General features: G+C 68.5%; 26 protein-coding genes and 1 pseudogene. 16 read left to right on the forward strand and 11 right to left on the reverse strand.

Annotated elements, in window-relative coordinates:
* Together A9X00_RS14915 and A9X00_RS14920 are read right to left on the reverse strand one after the other, a co-directional pair.
* Nucleotides 1–333, reverse strand: a pseudogene (locus A9X00_RS14915) (alkyl hydroperoxide reductase); the annotation flags it as partial.
* Nucleotides 334–341: 8 nt separating this feature from the next.
* Entirely contained in the window at nt 342–929 is a 588-nt protein-coding gene (locus A9X00_RS14920; protein ID WP_067154569.1) for a peroxiredoxin, read from the reverse strand.
* 101 nt (nt 930–1,030) lie between these two features.
* On the opposite strand from A9X00_RS14920, the gene A9X00_RS14925 reads away from it, so the two are divergent.
* The 4 genes from A9X00_RS14925 to A9X00_RS14940 all read left to right on the forward strand — a co-directional run bounded on the left by A9X00_RS14925 (nt 1,031) and on the right by A9X00_RS14940 (nt 4,045).
* A complete protein-coding gene (locus tag A9X00_RS14925) occupies nt 1,031–1,966 on the forward strand; it encodes a hydrogen peroxide-inducible genes activator (protein ID WP_067154671.1) in 936 nt (311 codons plus the stop codon).
* Between the two features lie 26 nt (nt 1,967–1,992).
* Nucleotides 1,993–2,694, forward strand: a complete 702-nt coding sequence (locus A9X00_RS14930) for a hypothetical protein (protein ID WP_067154571.1) — start codon at nt 1,993–1,995, stop codon at nt 2,692–2,694.
* 9 nt (nt 2,695–2,703) lie between these two features.
* Complete coding sequence (locus tag A9X00_RS14935) at nt 2,704–3,147, forward strand: TIGR03618 family F420-dependent PPOX class oxidoreductase (protein WP_067154573.1); 444 nt, start codon at nt 2,704–2,706, stop codon at nt 3,145–3,147.
* Between the two features lie 148 nt (nt 3,148–3,295).
* Entirely contained in the window at nt 3,296–4,045 is a 750-nt protein-coding gene (locus A9X00_RS14940) for an enoyl-CoA hydratase/isomerase family protein (protein ID WP_067154575.1), read from the forward strand.
* A gap of 4 nt (nt 4,046–4,049) precedes the next feature.
* Here A9X00_RS14940 and A9X00_RS14945 read toward each other — a convergent pair whose 3' ends face one another.
* Nucleotides 4,050–4,229, reverse strand: coding sequence for a bacterioferritin-associated ferredoxin (locus tag A9X00_RS14945; RefSeq protein ID WP_067154578.1), 180 nt, complete (start codon nt 4,227–4,229; stop codon nt 4,050–4,052).
* A gap of 239 nt (nt 4,230–4,468) precedes the next feature.
* Between A9X00_RS14945 and bfr the strand changes: the two genes are divergently transcribed.
* The 8 genes from bfr to A9X00_RS14985 all read left to right on the forward strand — a co-directional run bounded on the left by bfr (nt 4,469) and on the right by A9X00_RS14985 (nt 12,328).
* Entirely contained in the window at nt 4,469–4,948 is a 480-nt protein-coding gene (gene bfr, locus A9X00_RS14950) for a bacterioferritin (RefSeq protein WP_067154673.1), read from the forward strand.
* A gap of 78 nt (nt 4,949–5,026) precedes the next feature.
* On the forward strand, nt 5,027–7,123 hold the full coding sequence (locus A9X00_RS14955) for an MDR family MFS transporter (RefSeq protein ID WP_067154581.1): 2,097 nt from the start codon (nt 5,027–5,029) through the stop codon (nt 7,121–7,123).
* Complete coding sequence (locus A9X00_RS14960; RefSeq protein ID WP_067154583.1) at nt 7,120–7,614, forward strand: carboxymuconolactone decarboxylase family protein; 495 nt, start codon at nt 7,120–7,122, stop codon at nt 7,612–7,614. Before A9X00_RS14955 ends, A9X00_RS14960 begins: the two co-directional genes overlap by 4 nt.
* A gap of 44 nt (nt 7,615–7,658) precedes the next feature.
* Nucleotides 7,659–8,549, forward strand: coding sequence for a TIGR03854 family LLM class F420-dependent oxidoreductase (locus tag A9X00_RS14965; RefSeq protein WP_067154588.1), 891 nt, complete (start codon nt 7,659–7,661; stop codon nt 8,547–8,549).
* A 22-nt stretch (nt 8,550–8,571) separates the two neighbouring features.
* Complete coding sequence (locus A9X00_RS14970) at nt 8,572–9,924, forward strand: glutamine synthetase family protein (protein ID WP_067154591.1); 1,353 nt, start codon at nt 8,572–8,574, stop codon at nt 9,922–9,924.
* Nucleotides 9,921–11,030, forward strand: coding sequence for an amidohydrolase family protein (locus tag A9X00_RS14975; RefSeq protein ID WP_067154594.1), 1,110 nt, complete (start codon nt 9,921–9,923; stop codon nt 11,028–11,030). Before A9X00_RS14970 ends, A9X00_RS14975 begins: the two co-directional genes overlap by 4 nt.
* Before the next feature lie 30 nt (nt 11,031–11,060).
* Nucleotides 11,061–11,894: a lysophospholipid acyltransferase family protein gene (locus A9X00_RS14980; RefSeq protein ID WP_067154597.1), complete on the forward strand. Its 834-nt coding sequence runs from the start codon at nt 11,061–11,063 to the stop codon at nt 11,892–11,894.
* Nucleotides 11,894–12,328 carry an SRPBCC family protein gene (locus A9X00_RS14985; protein ID WP_067154600.1) on the forward strand — a complete coding sequence of 145 codons (435 nt, stop codon included), beginning with the start codon at nt 11,894–11,896 and terminating at the stop codon, nt 12,326–12,328. The genes A9X00_RS14980 and A9X00_RS14985 overlap by 1 nt, the downstream gene beginning before the upstream one ends.
* 159 nt (nt 12,329–12,487) lie before the next feature.
* Here the strand turns inward: A9X00_RS14985 and A9X00_RS14990 are convergent, their stop codons facing one another.
* The gene (locus tag A9X00_RS14990; protein ID WP_067154601.1) at nt 12,488–13,210 is read right to left on the reverse strand and encodes a ubiquinone/menaquinone biosynthesis methyltransferase; all 723 of its coding nucleotides are present in this window, start codon (nt 13,208–13,210) and stop codon (nt 12,488–12,490) included.
* A gap of 143 nt (nt 13,211–13,353) precedes the next feature.
* Here A9X00_RS14990 and A9X00_RS14995 point away from each other — a divergent pair, with 143 nt between their 5' ends.
* Nucleotides 13,354–13,557 carry a hypothetical protein gene (locus tag A9X00_RS14995; protein ID WP_067154604.1) on the forward strand — a complete coding sequence of 68 codons (204 nt, stop codon included), beginning with the start codon at nt 13,354–13,356 and terminating at the stop codon, nt 13,555–13,557.
* An 83-nt stretch (nt 13,558–13,640) separates the two neighbouring features.
* Here A9X00_RS14995 and A9X00_RS15000 read toward each other — a convergent pair whose 3' ends face one another.
* On the reverse strand, nt 13,641–14,099 hold the full coding sequence (locus A9X00_RS15000) for a limonene-1,2-epoxide hydrolase family protein (protein ID WP_067154607.1): 459 nt from the start codon (nt 14,097–14,099) through the stop codon (nt 13,641–13,643).
* 64 nt (nt 14,100–14,163) lie between these two features.
* Here A9X00_RS15000 and A9X00_RS15005 point away from each other — a divergent pair, with 64 nt between their 5' ends.
* Nucleotides 14,164–15,051, forward strand: coding sequence for a dienelactone hydrolase family protein (locus A9X00_RS15005; protein ID WP_067154610.1), 888 nt, complete (start codon nt 14,164–14,166; stop codon nt 15,049–15,051).
* Nucleotides 15,052–15,144: 93 nt separating this feature from the next.
* On the forward strand, nt 15,145–15,327 hold the full coding sequence (locus A9X00_RS15010) for a hypothetical protein (protein WP_067154613.1): 183 nt from the start codon (nt 15,145–15,147) through the stop codon (nt 15,325–15,327).
* A gap of 4 nt (nt 15,328–15,331) precedes the next feature.
* Here the strand turns inward: A9X00_RS15010 and A9X00_RS15015 are convergent, their stop codons facing one another.
* The 6 genes from A9X00_RS15015 to A9X00_RS15040 form a co-directional block, all read right to left on the reverse strand.
* Nucleotides 15,332–16,654 carry a cytochrome P450 gene (locus tag A9X00_RS15015; protein ID WP_067154616.1) on the reverse strand — a complete coding sequence of 441 codons (1,323 nt, stop codon included), beginning with the start codon at nt 16,652–16,654 and terminating at the stop codon, nt 15,332–15,334.
* Between the two features lie 58 nt (nt 16,655–16,712).
* Nucleotides 16,713–17,135, reverse strand: coding sequence for a lipoprotein LpqH (locus A9X00_RS15020; protein ID WP_067154619.1), 423 nt, complete (start codon nt 17,133–17,135; stop codon nt 16,713–16,715).
* A gap of 10 nt (nt 17,136–17,145) precedes the next feature.
* Complete coding sequence (locus tag A9X00_RS15025) at nt 17,146–17,979, reverse strand: SDR family oxidoreductase (RefSeq protein ID WP_067154622.1); 834 nt, start codon at nt 17,977–17,979, stop codon at nt 17,146–17,148.
* Nucleotides 17,980–17,985: 6 nt separating this feature from the next.
* Nucleotides 17,986–18,459 (reverse strand): SRPBCC family protein, encoded by a 474-nt coding sequence (locus A9X00_RS15030; protein WP_197515179.1) that lies wholly within the window; start codon nt 18,457–18,459, stop codon nt 17,986–17,988.
* 30 nt (nt 18,460–18,489) lie between these two features.
* The gene (gene rpfC / locus A9X00_RS15035; protein WP_067154629.1) at nt 18,490–18,900 is read right to left on the reverse strand and encodes a resuscitation-promoting factor RpfC; all 411 of its coding nucleotides are present in this window, start codon (nt 18,898–18,900) and stop codon (nt 18,490–18,492) included.
* 131 nt (nt 18,901–19,031) lie between these two features.
* Nucleotides 19,032–19,607: a chorismate mutase gene (locus A9X00_RS15040; RefSeq protein WP_067154632.1), complete on the reverse strand. Its 576-nt coding sequence runs from the start codon at nt 19,605–19,607 to the stop codon at nt 19,032–19,034.
* A 35-nt stretch (nt 19,608–19,642) separates the two neighbouring features.
* On the opposite strand from A9X00_RS15040, the gene A9X00_RS15045 reads away from it, so the two are divergent.
* The gene (locus A9X00_RS15045) at nt 19,643–20,221 is read left to right on the forward strand and encodes a hypothetical protein (RefSeq protein ID WP_197515178.1); all 579 of its coding nucleotides are present in this window, start codon (nt 19,643–19,645) and stop codon (nt 20,219–20,221) included.
* Nucleotides 20,222–20,258 lie beyond the last annotated feature (37 nt).

The raw sequence follows: 20,258 nt of genomic DNA on the forward strand, positions 1-20,258 counted from the left end.
CCCCGGGTTGGCGATGATGTTCATCCGCAGCCCGGGCCGCAGGTCGTCATACTGGCCGTCCAGGAAGCCGCGGCCCCGGTAGAACACGTTGTTCATGCCCATGATGGACGCGGCCCCGAGTGCCGCCTGGTACGCCTCGGCCGACAGGTAGTCGCCCGCCTCGGCGCCAATCTCGGCCAGCACCTGCGTGTTTCGCGTGGCCGCGGCGCTGGCCAGCAGCGTGCCCCACAGCTGCTCCTCGGTCAGCACCGTGCTGCGGGTGATCGAGCCCAGGTTGAGCTTGAGGTCCTTGGCGTACTCGGGCAGCGCGGCCTTGAGGTTCTCGATGCTCATCTCGCCCCCTATGCCGATGCCTTGAGCAGCTCGCCCGCGTCGATCGTCGGGTCGCCCTTGCGCCAGTTGCAGGCGCACAGCTCGTCGGATTGCAACGCATCGAGGACCCGCAGCACCTCGTCGACATTACGCCCCACGGATCCGGCCGTCGCCGAGACGAATTGGATTTCGTTATTCGGATCGACGATGAAGGTGACCCGGTCGGCGACGCCGTCGGCGTTGAGCACACCGGCGGCCAGCGAAAGCTCCCGCTTGATGTCCGAGAGCATCGGGAAGGGCAGCTTCTTGAGGTCGTCGTGCTGCGCGCGCCACTGGAAGTGCACGAACTCGCTGTCGATCGAGACGCCGAGCACCTGGGCGTCGCGGTCGGAGAACTCGTCGTTGAGCTTGCCGAACGCGGCGATCTCCGTCGGGCACACGAAGGTGAAGTCCTTGGGCCAGAAGAAGATAACGCGCCACTTGCCGTCGTGGTCCTCGTTGGTGATGGTGGTGAAGTAGTCGCCGGGTTGCTTCGCGTCGACCTTCGACAGGTCACCGCCGATCAGCGCGGTGAGCTCGTAGGCGGGGAATTGGTCGCCGATTGTCAGCAGGGACATATCGCTCCTTAACTGGAATTATTCAAGATTAGCCATCTGCCACCATCTTGCCGCCCCGCCGATTTGAAGTAAAGGTGATATATCACACTATACTTATGGGCATGTCCGATAAGACCTATCAGCCCACCGTCGCCGGCCTGCGCGCGTTCGTCGCGGTGGCCGAGAAGCAGCATTTCAGCAGCGCCGCAACGAGTCTCGGCGTCAGCCAGTCGACACTGTCGCAGGCGCTGGCGGCGCTGGAGGCGGGACTGGGCACGCAGCTGATCGAAAGATCGACCCGGCGTGTCTTCTTGACGACCGAGGGCACGCAACTCCTGCCCCGGGCCCAGGCCGTGGTCGAGTCCGTCGACGCGTTCAGCGCCGCCGCCGCGGGCGCCGCCGATCCGCTGCAGGCCGGCTTGCGGCTGGGACTGATTCCCACCGTGGCGCCCTACGTGCTGCCGACCGTCCTGGCCGGGCTGGCCGAGCAACTGCCGTCGCTCACCTTGCGGGTGATCGAGGACCAAACCGAGCGGCTGCTCAGGCTGCTGCGCGAGGGCGCTCTCGACGCGGCGCTGATCGCGTTGCCGGCCGAAGCCGTGGGGATCACCGCCGTCCCGATGTATGACGAGGACTTCGTGCTCGCGCTGCCGCCGAGGCATCCGCTGTCGGGCAAGCGTCGGGTGCCCGCGACCGCGCTGGCCGAACTGCCGCTGCTGTTGCTGGACGAGGGGCACTGCCTGCGCGACCAGGCGCTGGACGTCTGCCAGAAGGCGGGCGTGCGGGCGGAGCTGGCCAACACCCGCGCCGCGTCGCTGGCCACCGCGGTGCAATGCGTGACCGGCGGGCTGGGGGTGACCCTCATTCCGCAGAGCGCGGTGCCGGTCGAGGCCGCCCGCAGCCGGCTCGGGCTCGCGCAGTTCGCCGCGCCGCGCCCGGGGCGCCGGATCGGCCTGGTGTTTCGCTCCTCGAGCGGCCGCGACGAGTCCTACCGGCAGCTGGCGGCGATGATCGCGAAATTAATCGGCCAGGAACACCAGGTACGCCCGGTCAAATAGCCGCTCGGCGGCGGTAAGTTCGGCGCATGGAAAAGGTGATCGCGGTCCTGATGCGCTCGGAGCCCGACGACGACTGGTGTGCCCGGCAACGGGGTCACGTCGCCGACGCGCTGCTGGAACTGGGGCTGTTCGGGCTGCAGGTGAACGTCCGGGACAGCGCGGTGCGTCACTCGCTGATGACGCTGACGACGATGGACCCACCGGCCGCCGCGGTGGTGAGCATGTGGACCCAGCAATGCTACGGCGACCAGATAGTGACGGCGCTCAAATTCCTCGCCCAGGAATGCGACCAGCTCGCCGCCTACCTGGTGACGGAGTCGGTTCCGCTCGCCGCGCCGCCCACCGAACCCGGTTGCCGGACAACGGGTCTGGCCAACATCGCGTTGCTGCGCCGGCCCGCACAGCTGGACCAGGCGACCTGGCTGGCCCGGTGGCAGGGCGACCACACCTCGGTGGCCATCGAGACGCAGTCGACGTTCGGCTACACCCAGAACTGGGTGGTGCGAGCCCTCACCCCGGACGCGCCGGGAATCGCGGGCATCGTCGAGGAGTTATTCCCCGAGGAAGCGATCACCGATCTGAAGGCATTCTTCGGTGCCGCCGACGACGACGACCTGCAGTACCGGCTCGGCCGGATGGTCGCCAGCACAACTGCATTCGGCGCCAACGAGAACATCGACACGGTGCCGACCAGCCGCTACGTGTTCAGGACACCATTTCGGGATTGAGGACCGCTCATGACAACACTCGACGAGGCAGTGGCGCTGGCCAAGGGAGAAAGCGGTCTGGCGGTGGTCTCGACGATTCGCGCCGACGAAACCGTGCAGGCTTCGCTGGTCAACGTCGGCCTGTTGCCGCACCCGGCCAACGGCGAGCCCGCCCTGGCGTTCACCACCTACGGCAAGGTCAAGCTCGCCAACCTGCGGGCTCGCCCGCAACTGGCGGCCACGTTCAAGAACGGCTGGCAGTGGGCGACCGTCGAGGGTCGCGCGGAGCTGGCCGGCCCGGACGACGCGCCGTCCTGGCTGAAAGACGCCGACCAGTTGCGGCTGCTACTGCGCGAGGTCTTCACCGCCGCCGGCGGCACGCACGACGACTGGGACGAGTACGACCGGGTCATGGCCAAGGAGCGTCGCGCGGTGGTGCTGATTGCGCCGACCCGCGTGTACAGCAACGGCTGAACCCGTCGCGCTCGAGTGTGCGCTGACGGCTTCGCGCGTGTGCCCAGGGCAGAAGTGCGGCGATTTTTCCCGCCCAGGACGCACACGCAAAGCCGTCAGTGCACAACCTGCGGCGGTGCCGGCGTGACCGGTGTGACAGGCTGCAGCCGTGACGCTGCAGATCGACGACAAGAACCGGGTGCGCACCCTCACGCTGAACCGGCCCGACGCGCTCAACGCGTTCAACGAAGCCCTTTATGACGCGACGGCCGACGCGTTGCTGGCGGCCGCCGACGATCCCGAGGTCGCCGTCGTGCTGCTGACCGGGGCGGGCCGCGGCTTCAGCGCGGGCACCGACCTCGCCGAGATGCAGGCGCGCATCACAGACCCCGGCTTCACGCCCGGTAAACACGGCTTCCCGGGCCTGATCGCCGCGCTGGCGGCGTTTCCCAAGCCGCTGATCTGCGCCGTCAACGGCGTCGGCGTGGGGATCGGCGCGACCATCCTCGGGTACGCCGACCTGGCATTCATGTCGTCGACGGCGCGGCTCAAGTGCCCCTTCACCAGCCTGGGCGTGGCACCCGAGGCTGCCTCGTCCTACCTGCTACCGCAGTTGGTGGGCCGGCAGAACGCCGCGTGGCTGTTGATGTCCTCGGAATGGGTCGACGCCGACGAGGCGCTCCGGATGGGGCTGGTCTGGCGGGTCTGCGACCCGGAGGAGCTGCTGCCCGAAGCCCGCCGGCACGCGGAAGTTCTTGCGGCCCGGCCCATTTCGAGCCTGATGGCCGTCAAGCACACGATGATGGAGCCGGTCCGCCCCGAGATCGCCGCGGCCAGCGCGCGCGAGAACGCTCACTTTGCCGAACTGATGGGCGCCCAGGCCAACGCCGCGGCCCTGGCGGACTTCAACAAGCGCTAACCGGCTACTGGGCGGGTTCGAACTGGCGCGACGCCGCGATGATCGCGCGCAGCGTGCGCCGGCATCGCCCGCAGTCGCCGCCGGCGCCGCACGCCTCGGCAACCTCCTTGGAGGTCGAAGCGCCCCGCGCGACGACGTCGGAGACGGTCTGGTTGGTGGCCCCAACGCACAGGCACACGTACATCAGCGCACCCCTCGGGCGCGGGCGTAAGCCGAGCGAGCAAGCCGCATGTTAGTGAAGTCTACCCTAAGTAGGTTAGCGATGCCTAACCCCGCCGCCGTGACTCAGACGACACACTGAGCACAGCCATACCTTCCTGGAAGATTCCAATCCGGCATGGCAAAGTGCTGCTAGCGCCCGGTGTTTCAGCCCAGCCCGCCGCCGCGGCGAGACGTGACAGCCCTCCGACGCTAGGAGTGACCATGCAAGGTGACCCGGACGTTCTGCGCCTGCTCAACGAGCAACTCACCAGTGAACTCACCGCGATCAACCAGTACTTCCTGCATTCCAAGATGCAGGACAACTGGGGCTTCACCGAGCTGGCCGAGAAGACCCGCGAAGAGTCGTTCGACGAGATGCGGCACGCGGAGGAGATCACCGATCGCATCCTGTTGCTCGACGGTCTGCCGAACTACCAGCGCCTCTTCTCGCTGCGCGTCGGCCAGACGCTGCGCGAGCAGTTCGAGGCCGACCTGGCCATCGAATACGAGGTGATGGAGCGGCTCAAGCCCGGCATCATCATGTGCCGGGAGAAGCAGGACAGCACCAGCGCCATCCTGCTGGAGAAGATCGTGGCCGACGAGGAAAAGCACATCGACTATCTCGAGACGCAGCTGGAGTTGATGGAGAAGCTCGGCGAAGAGCTGTACTCGGCGCAGTGCGTGTCGCGGCCACCGAGCTGAGGCCGTCGAGGCACCGCTTGGTTGCCATCGGTTAACCCTGGGCACTCATAGGCATCGAGCGCCCAGGGGAAGGCAGGCATGACGAGCACGACACCGGCGGCCGTTCCGGCCCGCCAGGCTGACCAGTCCGCGCCGGGCGACGTGGCGGTCAACCCGCAGCGACGGAATTTCATCTTCGTGGCCGTCTTGCTCGGCATGCTCATGGCGGCACTCGACCAGACGATCGTCGCGACCGCACTGCCGACGATCGTCGCCAATCTCGGTGGGGCGGGCCATCAATCGTGGGTCGTCACCAGCTACCTGCTGGCGTCGACCATCATGACCGCCCTCGTCGGCAAGTTCGGTGACCTGTTCGGCCGCAAGCGGGTGTTCCAGGCGGCCGTGGTGTTCTTCGTCGCCGGGTCGGTGCTCTGTGGGGTCTCGACCTCGATGGGCATGCTGGTCGCGGCGCGCGCGCTGCAGGGCATCGGTGGCGGCGGGCTCATGGTGACGGCCATGGCGTTGATCGGCGAGGTGATTCCGCTGCGCGATCGCGGCCGCTACCAGGGTGCGATGGGCGCGGTGTTCGGCGTGACCACGGTGATCGGCCCGTTGCTCGGCGGGTACTTCACCGATCATCTGACGTGGCGATGGGCGTTTTGGATCAACGTGCCGATCTCGGTCGTGGTCTTCTTCGTGGCCGCGGCGGCGATCCCGGCGCTCAGCCAGCGCAGCAAGCCGGTCATCGACTACGTCGGGATCCTGTTCGTCGGCCTGGGCGCCTCGGGCCTGACGCTGGCGACCAGCTGGGGCGGCACCACATATCCGTGGGGCTCGGCGACCATCGTCGGGCTGTTCGCCGGTTCCGCCGTGGCCCTCGCGATCTTCGTCTGGGTGGAAAGCCGCGTCGCCGCGCCCATCCTGCCGACGCGCCTGTTCGCAAGCCCGGTGTTCACGGTGTGCTGCGTGCTGTCCTTCGTGGTGGGCTTCGCGATGTTGGGCGCCCTGACGTTCCTGCCCACGTACATGCAGTTCGTCGACGGCGTCTCGGCCACCACGTCGGGGCTGCGCACGCTGCCGATGGTGGTGGGGATGCTGACCACGTCGATGGGCAGCGGCGTCCTGGTCGGCCGCACGGGCAAATACAAGGTCTTTCCCGTTGCCGGCACCGCGGTGATGGCGTTCGCGTTCTTCCTGATGTCCCGAATGGAACCGTCGACGTCGGCGTGGCTGCAGTCGCTGTTCCTGGTCGTCCTCGGCGCGGGGATCGGCATGTGCATGCAGACGCTGGTCCTCATCGTGCAGAACACCTCGAGCTTCGACGATCTCGGCGTCGCCACCTCGGGTGTGACCTTCTTCCGGACCATCGGAAGTTCTTTCGGCGCAGCGATATTCGGCTCGCTGTTCACCAACTTCCTGCACAGCCGGATCGGCCCCGCCCTGGCCGCGAGCCGCGCGCCGGCCGCCGCGGCCGGTTCACCGGAGGCCCTGCACCGGCTGCCGCGCGACATGGCCGCTCCGATCGTGCGGGCCTACGCCGACTCGCTCACCCAGGTGTTCCTGTGGGCGGTCCCGGTCGCGCTGGTCGGCTTCGTCGTGGCGCTGTTTTTGCGCCAGGTGCCGTTGCGCGGCATCGGCAACAAGCGGGGCGACATCGGTGAGGCGTTTGCCATGCCCACCAGCCAGACGCCCGACGAGATGCTGGAGGCCGCGGTCGGGCGCCTGTTGCGGGGCGTTCCGGGCATGCGACTGCGCAGCATCGCGATGCGACCGGATTGCCGCCTCGACGTCGCCGGGTTGTGGGGCGTCCTGCGCATCAACCGCTACGGGCAGATGTACGGGACGGCGCGGCTCACCGACATAGCCGACTACCTGCGGATCCCGTTCGAGGTGCTGGAACCAACCTTCTCCCGTCTGGTCGCCACCGGTTACGCGCGGGGCGAGGGCGACGAATTGTGGCTGACCCCGGCCGGGGCGCAGCAGGTCGAATACGTGCATTCCCTGCTGCTGGCCTGGCTGGTCGACAAGCTGGAACGCTCGCCCGGCTTCGAGGGCCGGCCCGACCGGCGACAGGTGGAGGCCGCGCTCGAACGCGTCGCGCATCGGGTTCTGGCCCAACGCGATTGGGACAGCGAGACGCCGACGGTGGCCATAACCGCGCTCGGCGAGGGGCCCGGGCGTACGATCACGCAATGAGCCGAATCGGAACGTTCGCCGACGACGACATCTATGGCTGGGCCGCGAAGTCTCCGGACCTCGGCGGCGCGATCGCCAACTTCAGCCAGGCGGTCTACACCAAGAACCGGCTGCCGATGCGCACCCGCGAGCTGGCGCGGACCGTCATCGCCCACGACAACGAATGCACCGTGTGCATGAACACCCGCGACGCCGACGGGCCCGCCGCCGGCGTCGACGAAGAGCTCTACGAGCACGCGCTCGAGTGGCGCACCTGGCCCGGCTACAGCGAGCAGGAGCGCCTGGCGGCCGAGTTCGCGCACCGTTTCGGCACCGAGCACACCAAGTTGCGCGACGACGAGGACTTCTGGGCCCGCGCCAACGAGCACTTCACCGAGGAGCTGCTCGCCGACCTCGCGATGTCCTGCGCGCTGTGGGTCGGGATGGGCCGGATGCTCCGCACCCTCGACATCGGCCAGGCCTGCAAGCTGACCCTGCCCAGCCGCGCGTAGGCGCAGGCGGGCACAAACCGGCGCGTAACCCTGTTGCGCTACCTGTGAAGATTCGTTTCGGCGTGTCGCTGGGATTGGACACCGCCCCGGACCGGCTCGCCGGCATCGTCGATCACCTGGAGAGCAGCGGGGTGGACTCGCTGTGGTTCTCCGAGCTGGTCTACTCCCCGGCGGTCGATCCGGTGGTCGGCATGGCCTACGCGCTCGCCCGCACGACCCGGTTGAAGGTGGGCACGTCGGTGGCCGTGCTCCCGGGCCGGCACCCGGTGCTGGTGGCCAAGCAACTGGCGTCGCTGGCGGCCGTCGCCCCCAAGCGGGTCCTGCCCGTCTTCGGATTGCGTTCCGCGATACCGGCCGAGCGGGAGGTGTTCGTGGTGCCCGACGGCGAACGCGCGGCAGTATTCGACGAGGCGCTGCGAGTGCTGCGCGCGGCGCTGGTCGACGACGACACCAGCTTCAAGCCGTTTAAAGGCCGGTATTTCAGTGTGAGCGGCGCCGCGGTCGCGGCGCGGCCGGTGCCGCCGCTGGACATCTGGCTGGGCGGCTCGGCGCCGGCGGCGTTTCGGCGCATCGGCGCGCTGGCCGACGGCTGGCTGGGCAGCTTCCTGACCCCGGCCGAGGCGCGCGCGGGGCGCGAGGCGATCGAACGGGCCGCGGCGGAAGCCGGCCGCCGCATCGAGCCCGACCACTACGGCATTTCGTTGGCCGTGGCGGACGGCGAATTGTCCCCGGAGCTGGTGGCGGCGGCCCGGCGGCGTCGTCCCGAGCTCGATCCCGGCGAGCTGATCGCCGCCGATTGGGATCGACTGCACCGCCAACTCGACGGCTACCTCGACGCCGGGCTGACGAAGTTCGTCATCCGGCCGGCGGGCAACGCGCCGCTGGACGACTTCCTCGATCGGTTCGCCACCGAGTTGATCCCGCGCCAGAACTGACCGGGTTGCCACAATGGCTGCCATGACAGCCACCCCGCTCGCCGCCGCCGCGATCGCCCAGCTGGAGGGGGAAGGCGTCGACACGGTCATCGGCAGTGTCGTGAACCCCGCCGGTCTGACGCACGCCAAGACCGTCCCGATCCGGCGCACCAACACCTTCGCCGATCCCGGCCTGGGCGCCAGCCCCTCCTGGCACGGCTTCGCCATCGACCAGAGCGGCATCGCGTTCACCGACGACGTCGGGGTGGTCGGCGATCAGCGCCTGCGCATCGACCTGTCGGCCATGCGGATCGTCGGCGACGGGCTGGCCTGGGCGCCCGCCTCCTTTTTCGAGCAGGACGGCACACCCGTTCCGGCCTGCGCCCGGGGCACGCTGGGCCGAATCGAGACCGCGCTCGAAGAAGCCGGCCTCGAGGCCGTCGTCGGGCACGAGCTCGAGTTCCTCCTGGTCGAGCCCGCCGGCGGCCGGGTGCCCGCCGCGCTGTGGGCACAATACGGCCTCGCCGGCGTGCTCGAACACGAGGCGTTCATCCGCGACGTCAACGCCGCGGCGACGACGGCCGGCGTGGCGATCGAGCAGTTTCATCCCGAGTACGGGGCCAACCAGTTCGAGATCAGCTTGTCGCCGCTGGCGCCGGTGGCCGCCGCCGACCAGCTCGCGGTGACCCGGCTCATCATCGGCCGGGCCGCCCGCCGTCAGGGCCTGCGCGTCAGCCTGTCCCCGGCGCCATTCGCCGGCAGCGTCGGATCCGGTGCGCACCAACACTTTTCGCTGACCGGCCCGGACGGTCCGCTGCTTTCCGACGGACCCGGGCGGGCGGGCATGACCGCGGCGGGGGAGAGCGCCGTCGCCGGGGTCATCGGTGGCCTGCCCGAAGCCCAGGGCATTCTCTGCGGATCCATCGTGTCCGGCCTGCGGATGCGGCCCGGGAACTGGGCCGGCGCCTACGCGTGCTGGGGGACCGAGAACCGGGAGGCGGCGGTGCGGTTCGTCAAGGGCGGGCCCGCGAACCCGCGCGGTGCCAACGTCGAAGTCAAGATCGTCGACCCGTCGGCCAACCCCTACCTGGCGACGGCGGCGATCCTCGGCCTGGCGCTCGACGGGATCAAGCGCCGGGCGCCGCTGCCGCCGGAAATCACCGTCGACCCGGCCAAGTTGTCCGACTCGGAACGCGCCGACGACGGCATCGTGCTCCTTCCGGAAGCCCAGGCGGAAGCCATTGCCGCGCTTGACGGTTCGGCGTTGCTGCGGGGCATCCTGGGCGACGCCGCGGTCGACATGGTGGTCGCGGTCCGCAGCCTCGAGCATCAGCGCTACGGCGACCTCGATGCGGAGCAACTGGCGGACAAGTTCCGGATGGCCTGGAGCCTGTGAACGCCCTGGCGGAGCACGTCGATCAGGTCACGCTGATCGACCAGCACGTCCACGGGTCCTGGTTGACGGCGGGGGATCGGGCGCGGTTCGAGAACGCCCTGAACGAGGCCAACACCGAACCGCTCGCCGACTCCGGTTTCGACTCCCAGCTCGGCTTCGCCGTGCGCGCCCACTGCGCCCCGATCCTCGGGCTGCCCAAACACGTTGACCCGCAAGCTTACTGGGAACGACGTCGGCAGCACAGCGAGGCCGACCTGGCGCGGCTGTTCCTGCCGGCCGCCAACGTCAGCGACTGGCTCGTCGACACCGGAATCGGCGCAGGCGACACGGCCGGCACCGCCGAGATGGCCGAGCGGTCGGGCAACCGCGCGCACGAGGTCGTCCGGCTCGAGCAGGTGGCCGAGCAGGCGGCGCGGGCGCCGGGCGCCTACGCCGGGGCCTTCGAGGAGATCCTGCATCGGCGCGCGGCCACCGCCGTCGGCACCAAGTCCATCCTGGCCTACCGCGGCGGGTTCGATGGCGACCTGAGCGAACCGTCGGCCGCCCAGGTCGCCGAGGCGGCGGCCCGGTGGCGGGACAGCGGCGGCACCCGGCTGACCGATCGCGTGCTGCTGCGTTTCGGGCTGCACCACGCGTTGCGGCTCGGCAAGCCCCTGCAATTCCACGTCGGCTTCGGCGACCGGGACTGCGACCTGCACAAGGGCAATCCATTGCTGCTGCTCGATTTCCTGCGGCAAGCGCATCTGTTCAAGCCCACGCCGATCGTCCTGTTGCACTGCTACCCCTACGAGCGCGAGGCCGGATACCTGGCGCAGGCCTTCAACCACGTCTACGTCGACGGCGGGCTGAGCGTGAACTATCTGGGGGCGCGCGCACCGTCGTTCATCGCCCGGCTGCTGGAAATGGCGCCCTTCCGAAGGATCCTGTACTCGTCGGACGGGTACGGCCCCGCGGAGTTGCATTTTCTCGGTGCGGCCTTGTGGCGCAAGGGTATTCATCGCGTGTTGAGCGGATTCGTCGCCGACGGAGACTGGAGCGAGGACGACGCCATCCGGGTGGTCGACCTCATCGCCCGCGGCAACGCAGCCCGCATCTACCGCGTTTGACGCCCGGTAGCACCGGGGTACCCGGGCGTAATGGCGACCATGGGGGACGTCTTGGAGTGGGCCCGCAACCAGGTGGTGTCGCGGGTCCCGAAAGCCGACCTGGATCAGCGCGACCCCGACTACATCCGCGACCAGCTTCCAGGAACCTGGCTGCTGGCGTCGCTGTATTTCCGCGCGGACGTGCGCGGCCTGGACCGGATTCCGGCCGACGGGCCGGTGCTGCTGGTCGGCAACCACAGCGGCGGCAACGTCCCCCCGGACACGTTCGTGTTCACGCTGGCGTTCTGCTCGTACTTCGGCGTCGAGCGGCCCTTCTACCAGTTGGCCCACAACCTCGTCGTCTCCGCGCCGCCGCTGGGCTGGCTGCGCAAGTTCGGCACCGTCGCCGCCAACCCCGAAAACGCCCGCCTGGCACTGGATTCCGGCGCGGCGCTGCTGGTCTATCCGGGCGGGGACTACGAAGTGTTCCGCCCGTCGTGGGAGCGCCACAAGGTCGACTTCGGCGGGCGCAAGGGCTACGTGCGGCTGGCCCGGGAGGCCGGCGTGCCGATCGTCCCCGTCGCCAGCGTCGGCGGGCAGGAGAGCGCGCTGTTCCTCAACCGCGGACAGTGGCTGGCCAAGCTGCTGATGGCGGACAAGTTGCTGCGGCTCAAGAGCATCCCGATATCGCTGGCCCTGCCGTGGGGCCTCAACATCAGCGACCTCGCGGGCCACATTCCGCTGCCGACGAAGATCGTCATCGAGGTGCAACACCCGATCGACGTCGACGGGGATGACCAGGCCGTGCACGACAAGGTGATGGCCAGCCTGCAGGGCGGCGTCGACCGCCTGGCAGCCGAGCGTCGATTCCCGGTGATCGGCTGATGCGCGTCGAACGCCGCTGTGTGATCAACGCCGACCGCGACGCGGTCTGGAAGATCGTCAGCGACCCGGACTGCTACCCGTCGTTCATGACCAGCCTCGAGCGCTGGGAGTCGTCGAACGACATCGAACGCGGCCTGGGCGCGCGCTACACCGTGCACTGGAAGATCGGCTCGGTGCCGGTCGGGGGCGTGATCGAGGTGGTCGAGTTCGACGACCTCCGCGACGTCGCGTGGGTGGGGATCACCGGGGTCAACCTGCGTGGGCGCATCCGGCTGCGCGACGCCGCCGACGGCAAGACGAAGGTGACATTCCGGCTGTCCTACCAGGCGCCCGGCGGTCTGATCGGCTACATCGCCGACCGGATCGCCGTGCGACAGGTCGGCCGCAACCTGTCCGAAACCCTGAAGTGCCTCAAGCGCCTGGCCGAGACCTAGCCGTTCCACCGCGAGCAGACCCAAAATCGCCCAATTCTGGCGCCTAGCAAGCGATTTTGCGTCTGCTCGCGCCGGCCAGCGGGCCCTAAAGCGGAATGAACCGCCGCAGCTTCCCGCTGCCCCGATGGCGCCGCGACAACGGCATCACTGCATGCGCGGTCAGCCGGCCTCGCGCAGACCGAAGTGCACGGTCGCGAACCCGCTGCTCAGTGAGACGTAGCGGGCGTCGACGAAGCCCGATTCCCGCATCGTCTGGGTCAGCCCGTCCCGCGACAGCCAGGTGCGGATCGAATCGGAGGTGTAGTGGTGGGCGTCGCGGTGCCAGGCCACGGCCCAACCCAGCGCCGGCATCAGCACGAAGTAGAGCACGTCGTGCAGGAGCGTCAGCATCTTCGAGTTGGGCTTGCTGAAATCGAGGACCATCAACCGGCCGCCGGGCCGCAGGACGCGCCGGAATTCGCGCAGCGCCCGGCCGCGGTCCGCGACGTTGCGCAGCCCGAAGCTGATCGTGACCACGTCGAACGACGCGTCCGGGAAGCGCAGGTCCGTGGCGTCGCCCTCCTGGAAGTCGACGCGGCCGAGGTGTCGGCCCCGCGCGACGGCGAGCATCGCCGCGCAGGAGTCGACCCCGACGACCCTGCCTTCCGGCCCGACCGCCGCCTCCTCCAGGAACGCCAGGTCACCGGTCCCGGTCGCGACGTCGAGCACTCGTTCGCCCGGCCGCAGGGCGCACAGCTCCATGGCCTGCCGCTTCCACAACCGATGCAGCCCGAGGGTCCACAGATCGGTCATCACGTTGTAGCGCGAAGCCAGCGCGGAGAACAGCTCCGTGACATAGCTGCTCTTCGCCTCGTCGGACTCGTTCCACCGCCGGGTGATCATCGGATCCGTGCACCCCTTCCGATCGAGGGTCCGGTGCGTTCGCGCTGGGCGATCGGCGTTGCCGACGCCATCATGCCTGTCTAACATGTGTTGAATAGGCTTGACTACCGGTAGGAGCCGGCCACGATCCGAAGGCATCCGCCATGCTGCATTTACTGCCCAAATTCCACCCGCAATCCGATCCTCCGGCGCCGGACGCCGAGGCCCATCACCACTGGCCGGGCGCGGCGGTTGTCGCGGCGATCGGGCACATTCACCTCGGGCTGCCCGAGCCGCGGACCTACCCGCTGCACGAGCGCAGTTTTCTCGAGGACGAGCTGATGTCCCGCCTGATGGAGCACCTCTGACGGGTGCCGCGCCTAACACCTACCACGCGACGAGTCATTCGGCGCGGTAACCATTTTCGACGGTCCCGCTAAGAACACCGTCCTCAGACCAAGGCCGACGCGTCGAAAATCCAGCTGGTGTCGGCGGTCGCCAGATTCTCGAAGTGGTTGGGCGGCGCGAAGCCGACGAGGCTTTGCATGTCCCAATAGTCCTTCCACACGGTGATCTTGCCGTTCTCGACCTTGTGGACGGTGACGAACCTGAGCACGCCCCGCTCGCCCGACGCGAAAGTCCAAGTCTCCGAATGCTCGTAGATGACGTCGGAGCCGTTGGACACCAGCACGCCGTCGTGGTTCTCGTAGCCCGCGAGCGGCTCGAGCCCGATCTTGAGCCGTTTCACGATGTCGTCCGGGCCGCGCGCCGCCAACGCGGGCACCGGCATGTCGACGTAGAGGCAGTCATCGGCCAGGAAAGTCTTGACCGCATCCCAATCGCGTCGCGACAGAGCCTGCCACATCCCGATGACGACATCCTCGACCGCGAGCTCAGAAACCTCTGTCATAGCGGCAAATAAAACCGGGTTACCGGACAGGTGTCAACCATCGGCTTTCGACATACTCGCCAGGGTGACCACGCTGCGGCGCTACCTCGCCGAGGAGATCGCGACCGATCACGTCGACGGGCTGCTGACCCGTCGCGAAACCCTGCGGCGCCTGGCCCTGCTCGGCCTGGGGACCGCCGCCGCCGGCGAGCTCATCTCGGCCTGCGCGGCGAAACACCCCGTTCCCGAAAGGTCAACCGGCTCAGGGCAACCGCCCGGTGCGGCCAATACCCAGCCGACGACCGCGATCACCTGGGCCGGGCCGCAGGGCCAGCTGCAAGGGGCGTGGGCACAGGCACCCGAATCCAAAGGCTGCGTCCTGGTCATTCACGAGAACAAGGGCCTGACCGACTGGGTGCGGTCGGTGGCCGGGCGGCTCGCCGGGGCCGGCCATTCGGCGCTGGCCATCGACCTGTTGTCGGAGGAGGGCGGCACCGCCGCGTTCCAGGATCCGGCGCAGGCCACCGCCGCGTTGGGCACGATTGCGGTGGAGCGGTTCACCCGCGACCTGAATTCCGGTGTCGCGGAACTGAAGCTGCGAGCCCCGGGCCAGAAGGTCGGCGTGGTGGGCTTCTGCTTCGGCGGGGGACTGGTGTGGCAGCTGCTGGCCTCCGGCGCTCCGGGGGTGTCGGCCGCCGTCCCGTTCTACGGTCCGTTGCCGGCCAATCCCGACTTCGCCGGATCGAAGGCCGCGGTGCTGGCGATCTACGCGGCCCTCGACGCCCGGGTCACGGGGACGCAGGCCGCGGCGAAAGCCGCCCTTGACCGAACCGGGTTGGTCAACGAGATCGTCGTCGAGCCCGACGCGGACCACGCCTTCTTCAACGACACCGGTCCGCGCTACAACGAGAAAGCGGCGGCCGACGCCTGGCAGCGGCTGCTGGATTGGTTCGGCCGCTACCTGGCGCCGTGATGAGCGCGCTTGCCAAGGCGCTGATCGCGGTCGCCGGAGTCCACCGCGCACAAATCCCGTTGTCGGCTGCGGCTTTGCCGCATACTTGGCGACGTGACATCGCAGCGCGATACCTCCGAGGAGGTCGGGGCCGATCCGGTCGACGGCCTGCTGACCCGGCGCGAAGCCATCCGCAGGCTGGCGCTCGTCGCCGTGACGGCGGCCCCCACGACGCTCGTCGCGGCCTGTTCCGGCAACAGAAGCTGGCCGGGCCGGCGCCGCCGCCGGCGCCGCTAGCCCCTCAGGCGTCCACCGGCGCCATCGATCGTGCCGGCCCCAGCACCACCGGCAGCGTCGACCACCCGCGCAGCACCCGCGTGTCCCGCCGGCTTCCGGTGCCGGCCGCCCGCACTTCGGGAAAACGGTCGAAGAACGTCCGCAGCCCGACTTCCCCCTCAGCACGCGCGAGCGCGGCCCCCAGGCAGAAGTGGCGCCCCCCGGAGAACGCGAGATGTCTTCCCGCATTTGGCCTTTCGATGTGGAAGCGGTCGGGATCGGGGAACACTGACGGATCCCGGTTGGCGGCGGCCAGGTAGATCACCACCAACTCGTCCCGTTTGATCCGCATGCCGGCCACGTCCACGTCGCGCAGCGCCACCCGCGCGGTGAGCTGTACCGGCGAGTCCAGGCGCAGGATCTCCTCGACGGCGCCTGCCCACAACTCGGGTCGGCGACGCAACGTCGCCAGATGCTCGGGCGCGTCCAGCAACATCCGGATCCCGTTGCCCAGCAGGTTCACCGTCGTCTCGAAGCCCGCGGCCAACACCAGCCCGGCGATCGCCTGCAGTTCGTCCGGGTCGAGATGCGTTTCGGCGGAACCGCTTTCAGCCGTTTGGATCAGCTGGCTCATCAAGTTGTCACTCGGGGCGCGCCGCAACTCGCGCAGGTGATCGGCGAGCCAGGCGTTGAACCCGACGATCCCTTTCTGCACGGTGCGGTATTGCCACCAGGGCAGGCCGAGGTCCAGGCTCGGCGCCGCGAGCTCCCCGAATTCCAGGACGCGGCGGCGGTCTCGCTCGGGGACCCCCAAGATGTCGCTGATGATCGCGACGGGAAGCTGCGAGCAGTATCGCCCGACGACGTCGACCACGCCGGACTGGCCGGTCAGCCGTTCCAGCAGGTCGGTCGCGGTGCGCTCGACGTTGTCGCGCAACGCGGCGACCGCCCGCGGTGTGAACACGGCCGACACCGTCTTGCGGTAGCGGGTGTGGTCCGGCGGCTCGACGGCCAGCAGGGACGGTGCGCGCAGCGGATGCAGCAGATCGTCGTGGGTGCGGCGTTCCACCCAACGCAGCGGCGCCGGCAGGTTCGAGCCCATGTTCACCACGCGGAAGTCGTCGGACCGCAGCAGCTCGTGGGCCAGGGCGTGGTCGGTGGTCAGGTAGTTCACCCGGCCCTTCACCAGCGGTCCCCGGGCGCGCAGTTGCTCGTAGAACGGAACCGGATCATTCGCGATCGTCGGGTCGGCGATCAACCTGGCCTGCAGGTCGCCCCGCCGCATGCCGATCGCGGCAACGCCACGAATGAACCCGTGCATCACGAGCCAGTGCAGTCTCTCCTTCACGGGGCCTCCATCAGCTCGGGTGGTCTGGACCCAGCGTAGGCCGAATTCGTCGGAGCGCTCAGCACTCCGCGATGATCTTGAAGTCGGTGGTCACCGTCTTGTTGGGATCGCTGCTGCTGATGCCGTAGGCGCTGCCGGTAATGGTGTAGGCGTTGTTGGTCAGGTCGGCGTGCGCGTCACCGACCCCGCCCTGCCAGAAGCTGCCGGTGAACCCGCCGAAGTTGCGGATCTTCACCCATTGCGGGATGGCCCGGTAGCCGCTGAGTATCACCACCGCCTCGACGTGGGCATCGTGATCGCCGATGTCGAGGGTCCGGTACGACTGGGTCTGGCTGCACGCGGCTGGTCGCGTCGTCTGGGTGGCGCCCCCGATGGTCACCCGCGCGGCTTTCCGGGGCACCGTCTGCGGCTGCCCGCAACCCGCCACGCCGGTCCCCGCGATCAGGACCAAAACGGCTGCGATCCAACGGTTTCGCACCATGCCACCCCCCTCACCGTTGCTTCGGCATCAGCGCCGGCAGGGCCTTGGCGATGCGGCCCCGCACCAACTCCGGGCTCAGACCCTTGAGCAGGTCGATCACGCGAATGCTCTTCGGCACGTACCAGTGCAGCCGCTTCGGATTGTGGTAGGCCTGCCAGGCCGCCTCCGCGACGCTGCTCGCGGGCATCAGCCGCATCATGCCCTTCTTCGGCGCACTCGCGCGGACGTCCTCGCCGGACATCGCCGGCCCGCCGTCGTCCGAATGGTTGGTGGTCGTGGTGAGGATGGCGGTGTCGATCAAACCCGGTAACACGTCGGCGACGCGCACACCGTGCCGTTGCCATTCCACGCTCAGCGCCTCGGTCAGCCCTTTGACCGCGTGCTTGGTCGACGAGTAGACCGCGATGCGCGGCATCCCGTAGGTGCCCGCGGACGACGACGTCGAGAACATCAGGCTGCCGGGGCTTTTCTTCAGGTAGGGCAGCGCGACGTAGGCGCCGGTCAGCACGGCCTTGTAGTTCACCTCGACGACGCGCATCGCGGCCTCGTACGGCACGTCCTCGAACCAGCCGGATTCACCGATGCCGGCGTTGTTCCACATCATGTCGAGCCCGCCGTCGGCGTTGCCGGCACAGAACTCCGCCAGCGCGGCCTCCAGCGCGCCCTTGTCCGTCACGTCGACGGCGCGCGTCCACAACCGGTCGTCACCCAGCTCTGAGCGCAACGTCGTCAGGCCGTCCTCGTTGCGGTCCACGGCGCCGACCCGCCAACCCTTGCCGTGGAAAAGCCTCGCCCCCTCGCGGCCCATGCCACTGCCCGCGCCGGTGATGAAAACCGATTTCACGTCCCGTCAGCCCGCCTCGACCACGTCTTTGATCCGGTTGAGGGTCTTGGTCATATCGCGGATGTTGCGTCCTCTCCGCAGAAATCCGCCCAGCAACCAATAGATGCCCAGCCAGGGCGCGGGATTGAGCCGAAACGACTCGGTCACGTCGGTGCCGCCGTCGCCGGGCGCCAACCGGTAGTGCCAGTTGTTCACCGCCCGGTCGCCGAGCATCACCGCAAAGCCGAACTCGCGGCCGGGCTCGCAGGCAGTGACCTTGCACGTCGTCCAGTACACGGGTCCCATCTCGTTTCGCCGGACGTGGCCGCGAAACTGGGCGCCGAGCGCCGGGCCGGTCGCATCACCCAGCCACTCCGCCTCGAACACTTCAGGGGAGAACCGTCCCGTGTTGCGCACGTCCGCAATGAGATCCCAGATCTTGTCCGCGGGCGCGGCCATGTGAACAGTCGCCGAACCTTCCATGCGCTGATCCAAACACAGCTTCGCCCAGGCTCATAGGGCGCGTTTTCGTCAGTGCGGGATGGCGGCCTGGATAAGCCCGTTGATGATCTGCTTGATGCCCTGCGCCGGGTGCGTGTACATCGCGATCGGCAGGCCGGAGGCCGAGCCGCACTTGGGCCACGGGTCGAGTCCGTCTTGCGCGAAAACCCGGTTGGCGACGGCGATCTGCTCTTCCCTGGACGCGGCCGCCGGGTTGCCGACGCCACCGTACGCGGCCCAGGTGCCCGGCTTGAATTGCAGCCCACCGTATTCGCCGTTGCCGGTGTTGGCGTGCCAGTTGCCGCCGGACTCGCACTGCGCGACCGCGTCCCAGTTGGGGGCGCCGGGAGCGGCGCCTGCGACGCCGGAGGAACTCAGCGATGCTGCAACGAACCCGCCGGTGATGGCGGTCGTGACGAGAGGCTTGCAGAGTTTTCTCATGCCAGGGATTTCGCGGGGCGTGTCCGAAGCGTTACCGATTCGAAAAGGTCGCGAGATAAGCCGTCTAGCAGGGAAATTGGGCCGCTGAGCAGCGAAATCAGAGGTTTAGAGAATGGTGAGAAATGGCTAAATTAGCCCTGGCAATACGACTTGGTCGCAAGCGAAAGGGCTTGTTGGTAAAGGCCGTCGAGTTGGCGGGCGCGTGCGACTTCGCTTCGGGCCGCGTCCAGCTCGGTGGCGCAGCCGGGGGAGTGCAACAGTTCCCAGCCGGCCACGATCTGGGTCAGCATCGTGTGGTTGAGGCCATCGATCGTCGACCGCGACTCCGACAGGTCCGGCGCCGCGGCCGGCGCGTCCGACGGGTTCAGCTTCCAGTCCGCGAACCGGCTGTATTCGATTGCCTCGGTGGCGTTGATCTGATCGCCGAAGACGCGCGTGACGTAATTCCGGTCGACGCGCGCGGCGCTCGCCTCGGCGCCCAGTTTGGTGAGCTCCTGCTGGACCCGGCCGGGGTCCTCGATGGCGCCGCCGGTATTCCACTTGAAGGCGGCCACCGGCTCGGCGACCTGGAGCCGCTGCGCGGAGGCGTCGACCAACCCGATCAGCGGGCCGCCGGTGTCGCCCCGTGCGACCGGCGCCGCCAGCAGCAGGACGGCCAGCGTGCCGGGCAGTACGAGGCGCGCCACGCGAGTGCCGGTCATGACCATGAATCTGATTCTCTCCCAAGTTAGCCTGGGCACTGATGTCGCAGTCGTCGTCAGAATGTTTGCGCACGACGCAGGTTCGCGCGCTGATCGCGGCCGCGCTGACGGCCTCGCTGCTCATGAGCGGGGCCATCCTGTTGGTGGATAGGCTGCACACGACGACCTCCGATGTTCTCGACCATCCCGCCAACCCGGTCAGCGACGACCAGTCGCAGGCCCAGGCCGTCGAGGCAACCAGACAAATCGTCACCCTGACCGGACTGCGGACGACGTCGGCGGGCTACACGTTGATGTCGTGCAAAAACCGCGACGAGCCCCCGTACCAGGGCGCGATCTACCTGACCTTCGCGCTGCCCGCCGATACGCAACCCGAGGCCTACTTCCCGACCCTCGCGGCGACGCTCGCCGGCCACGGCTGGACCGAGGGCCTACCACCCAACGACCACGTGTTCGCCCGGTCCCTCACCAAGGACGCCGTCACGGCGATCGTGTATCGGCAGACCGAGGCCCCGAATGTGGGCGTCCTGCGCGTCTACGGCCAGTGCCGAAACATGAACAACCACCGCACCGACGCGACCGCGTGGACCGACGTCACCGATCGACTCAAGGGCCCTTAACGCGCTACTGCGCCTGGCGTTGTCGTCAGGCGCAGTA

Origin of the sequence: Mycobacterium sp. 1245805.9 (assembly GCF_001672915.1) — a bacterium.
Lineage (GTDB): Bacteria > Actinomycetota > Actinomycetes > Mycobacteriales > Mycobacteriaceae > Mycobacterium.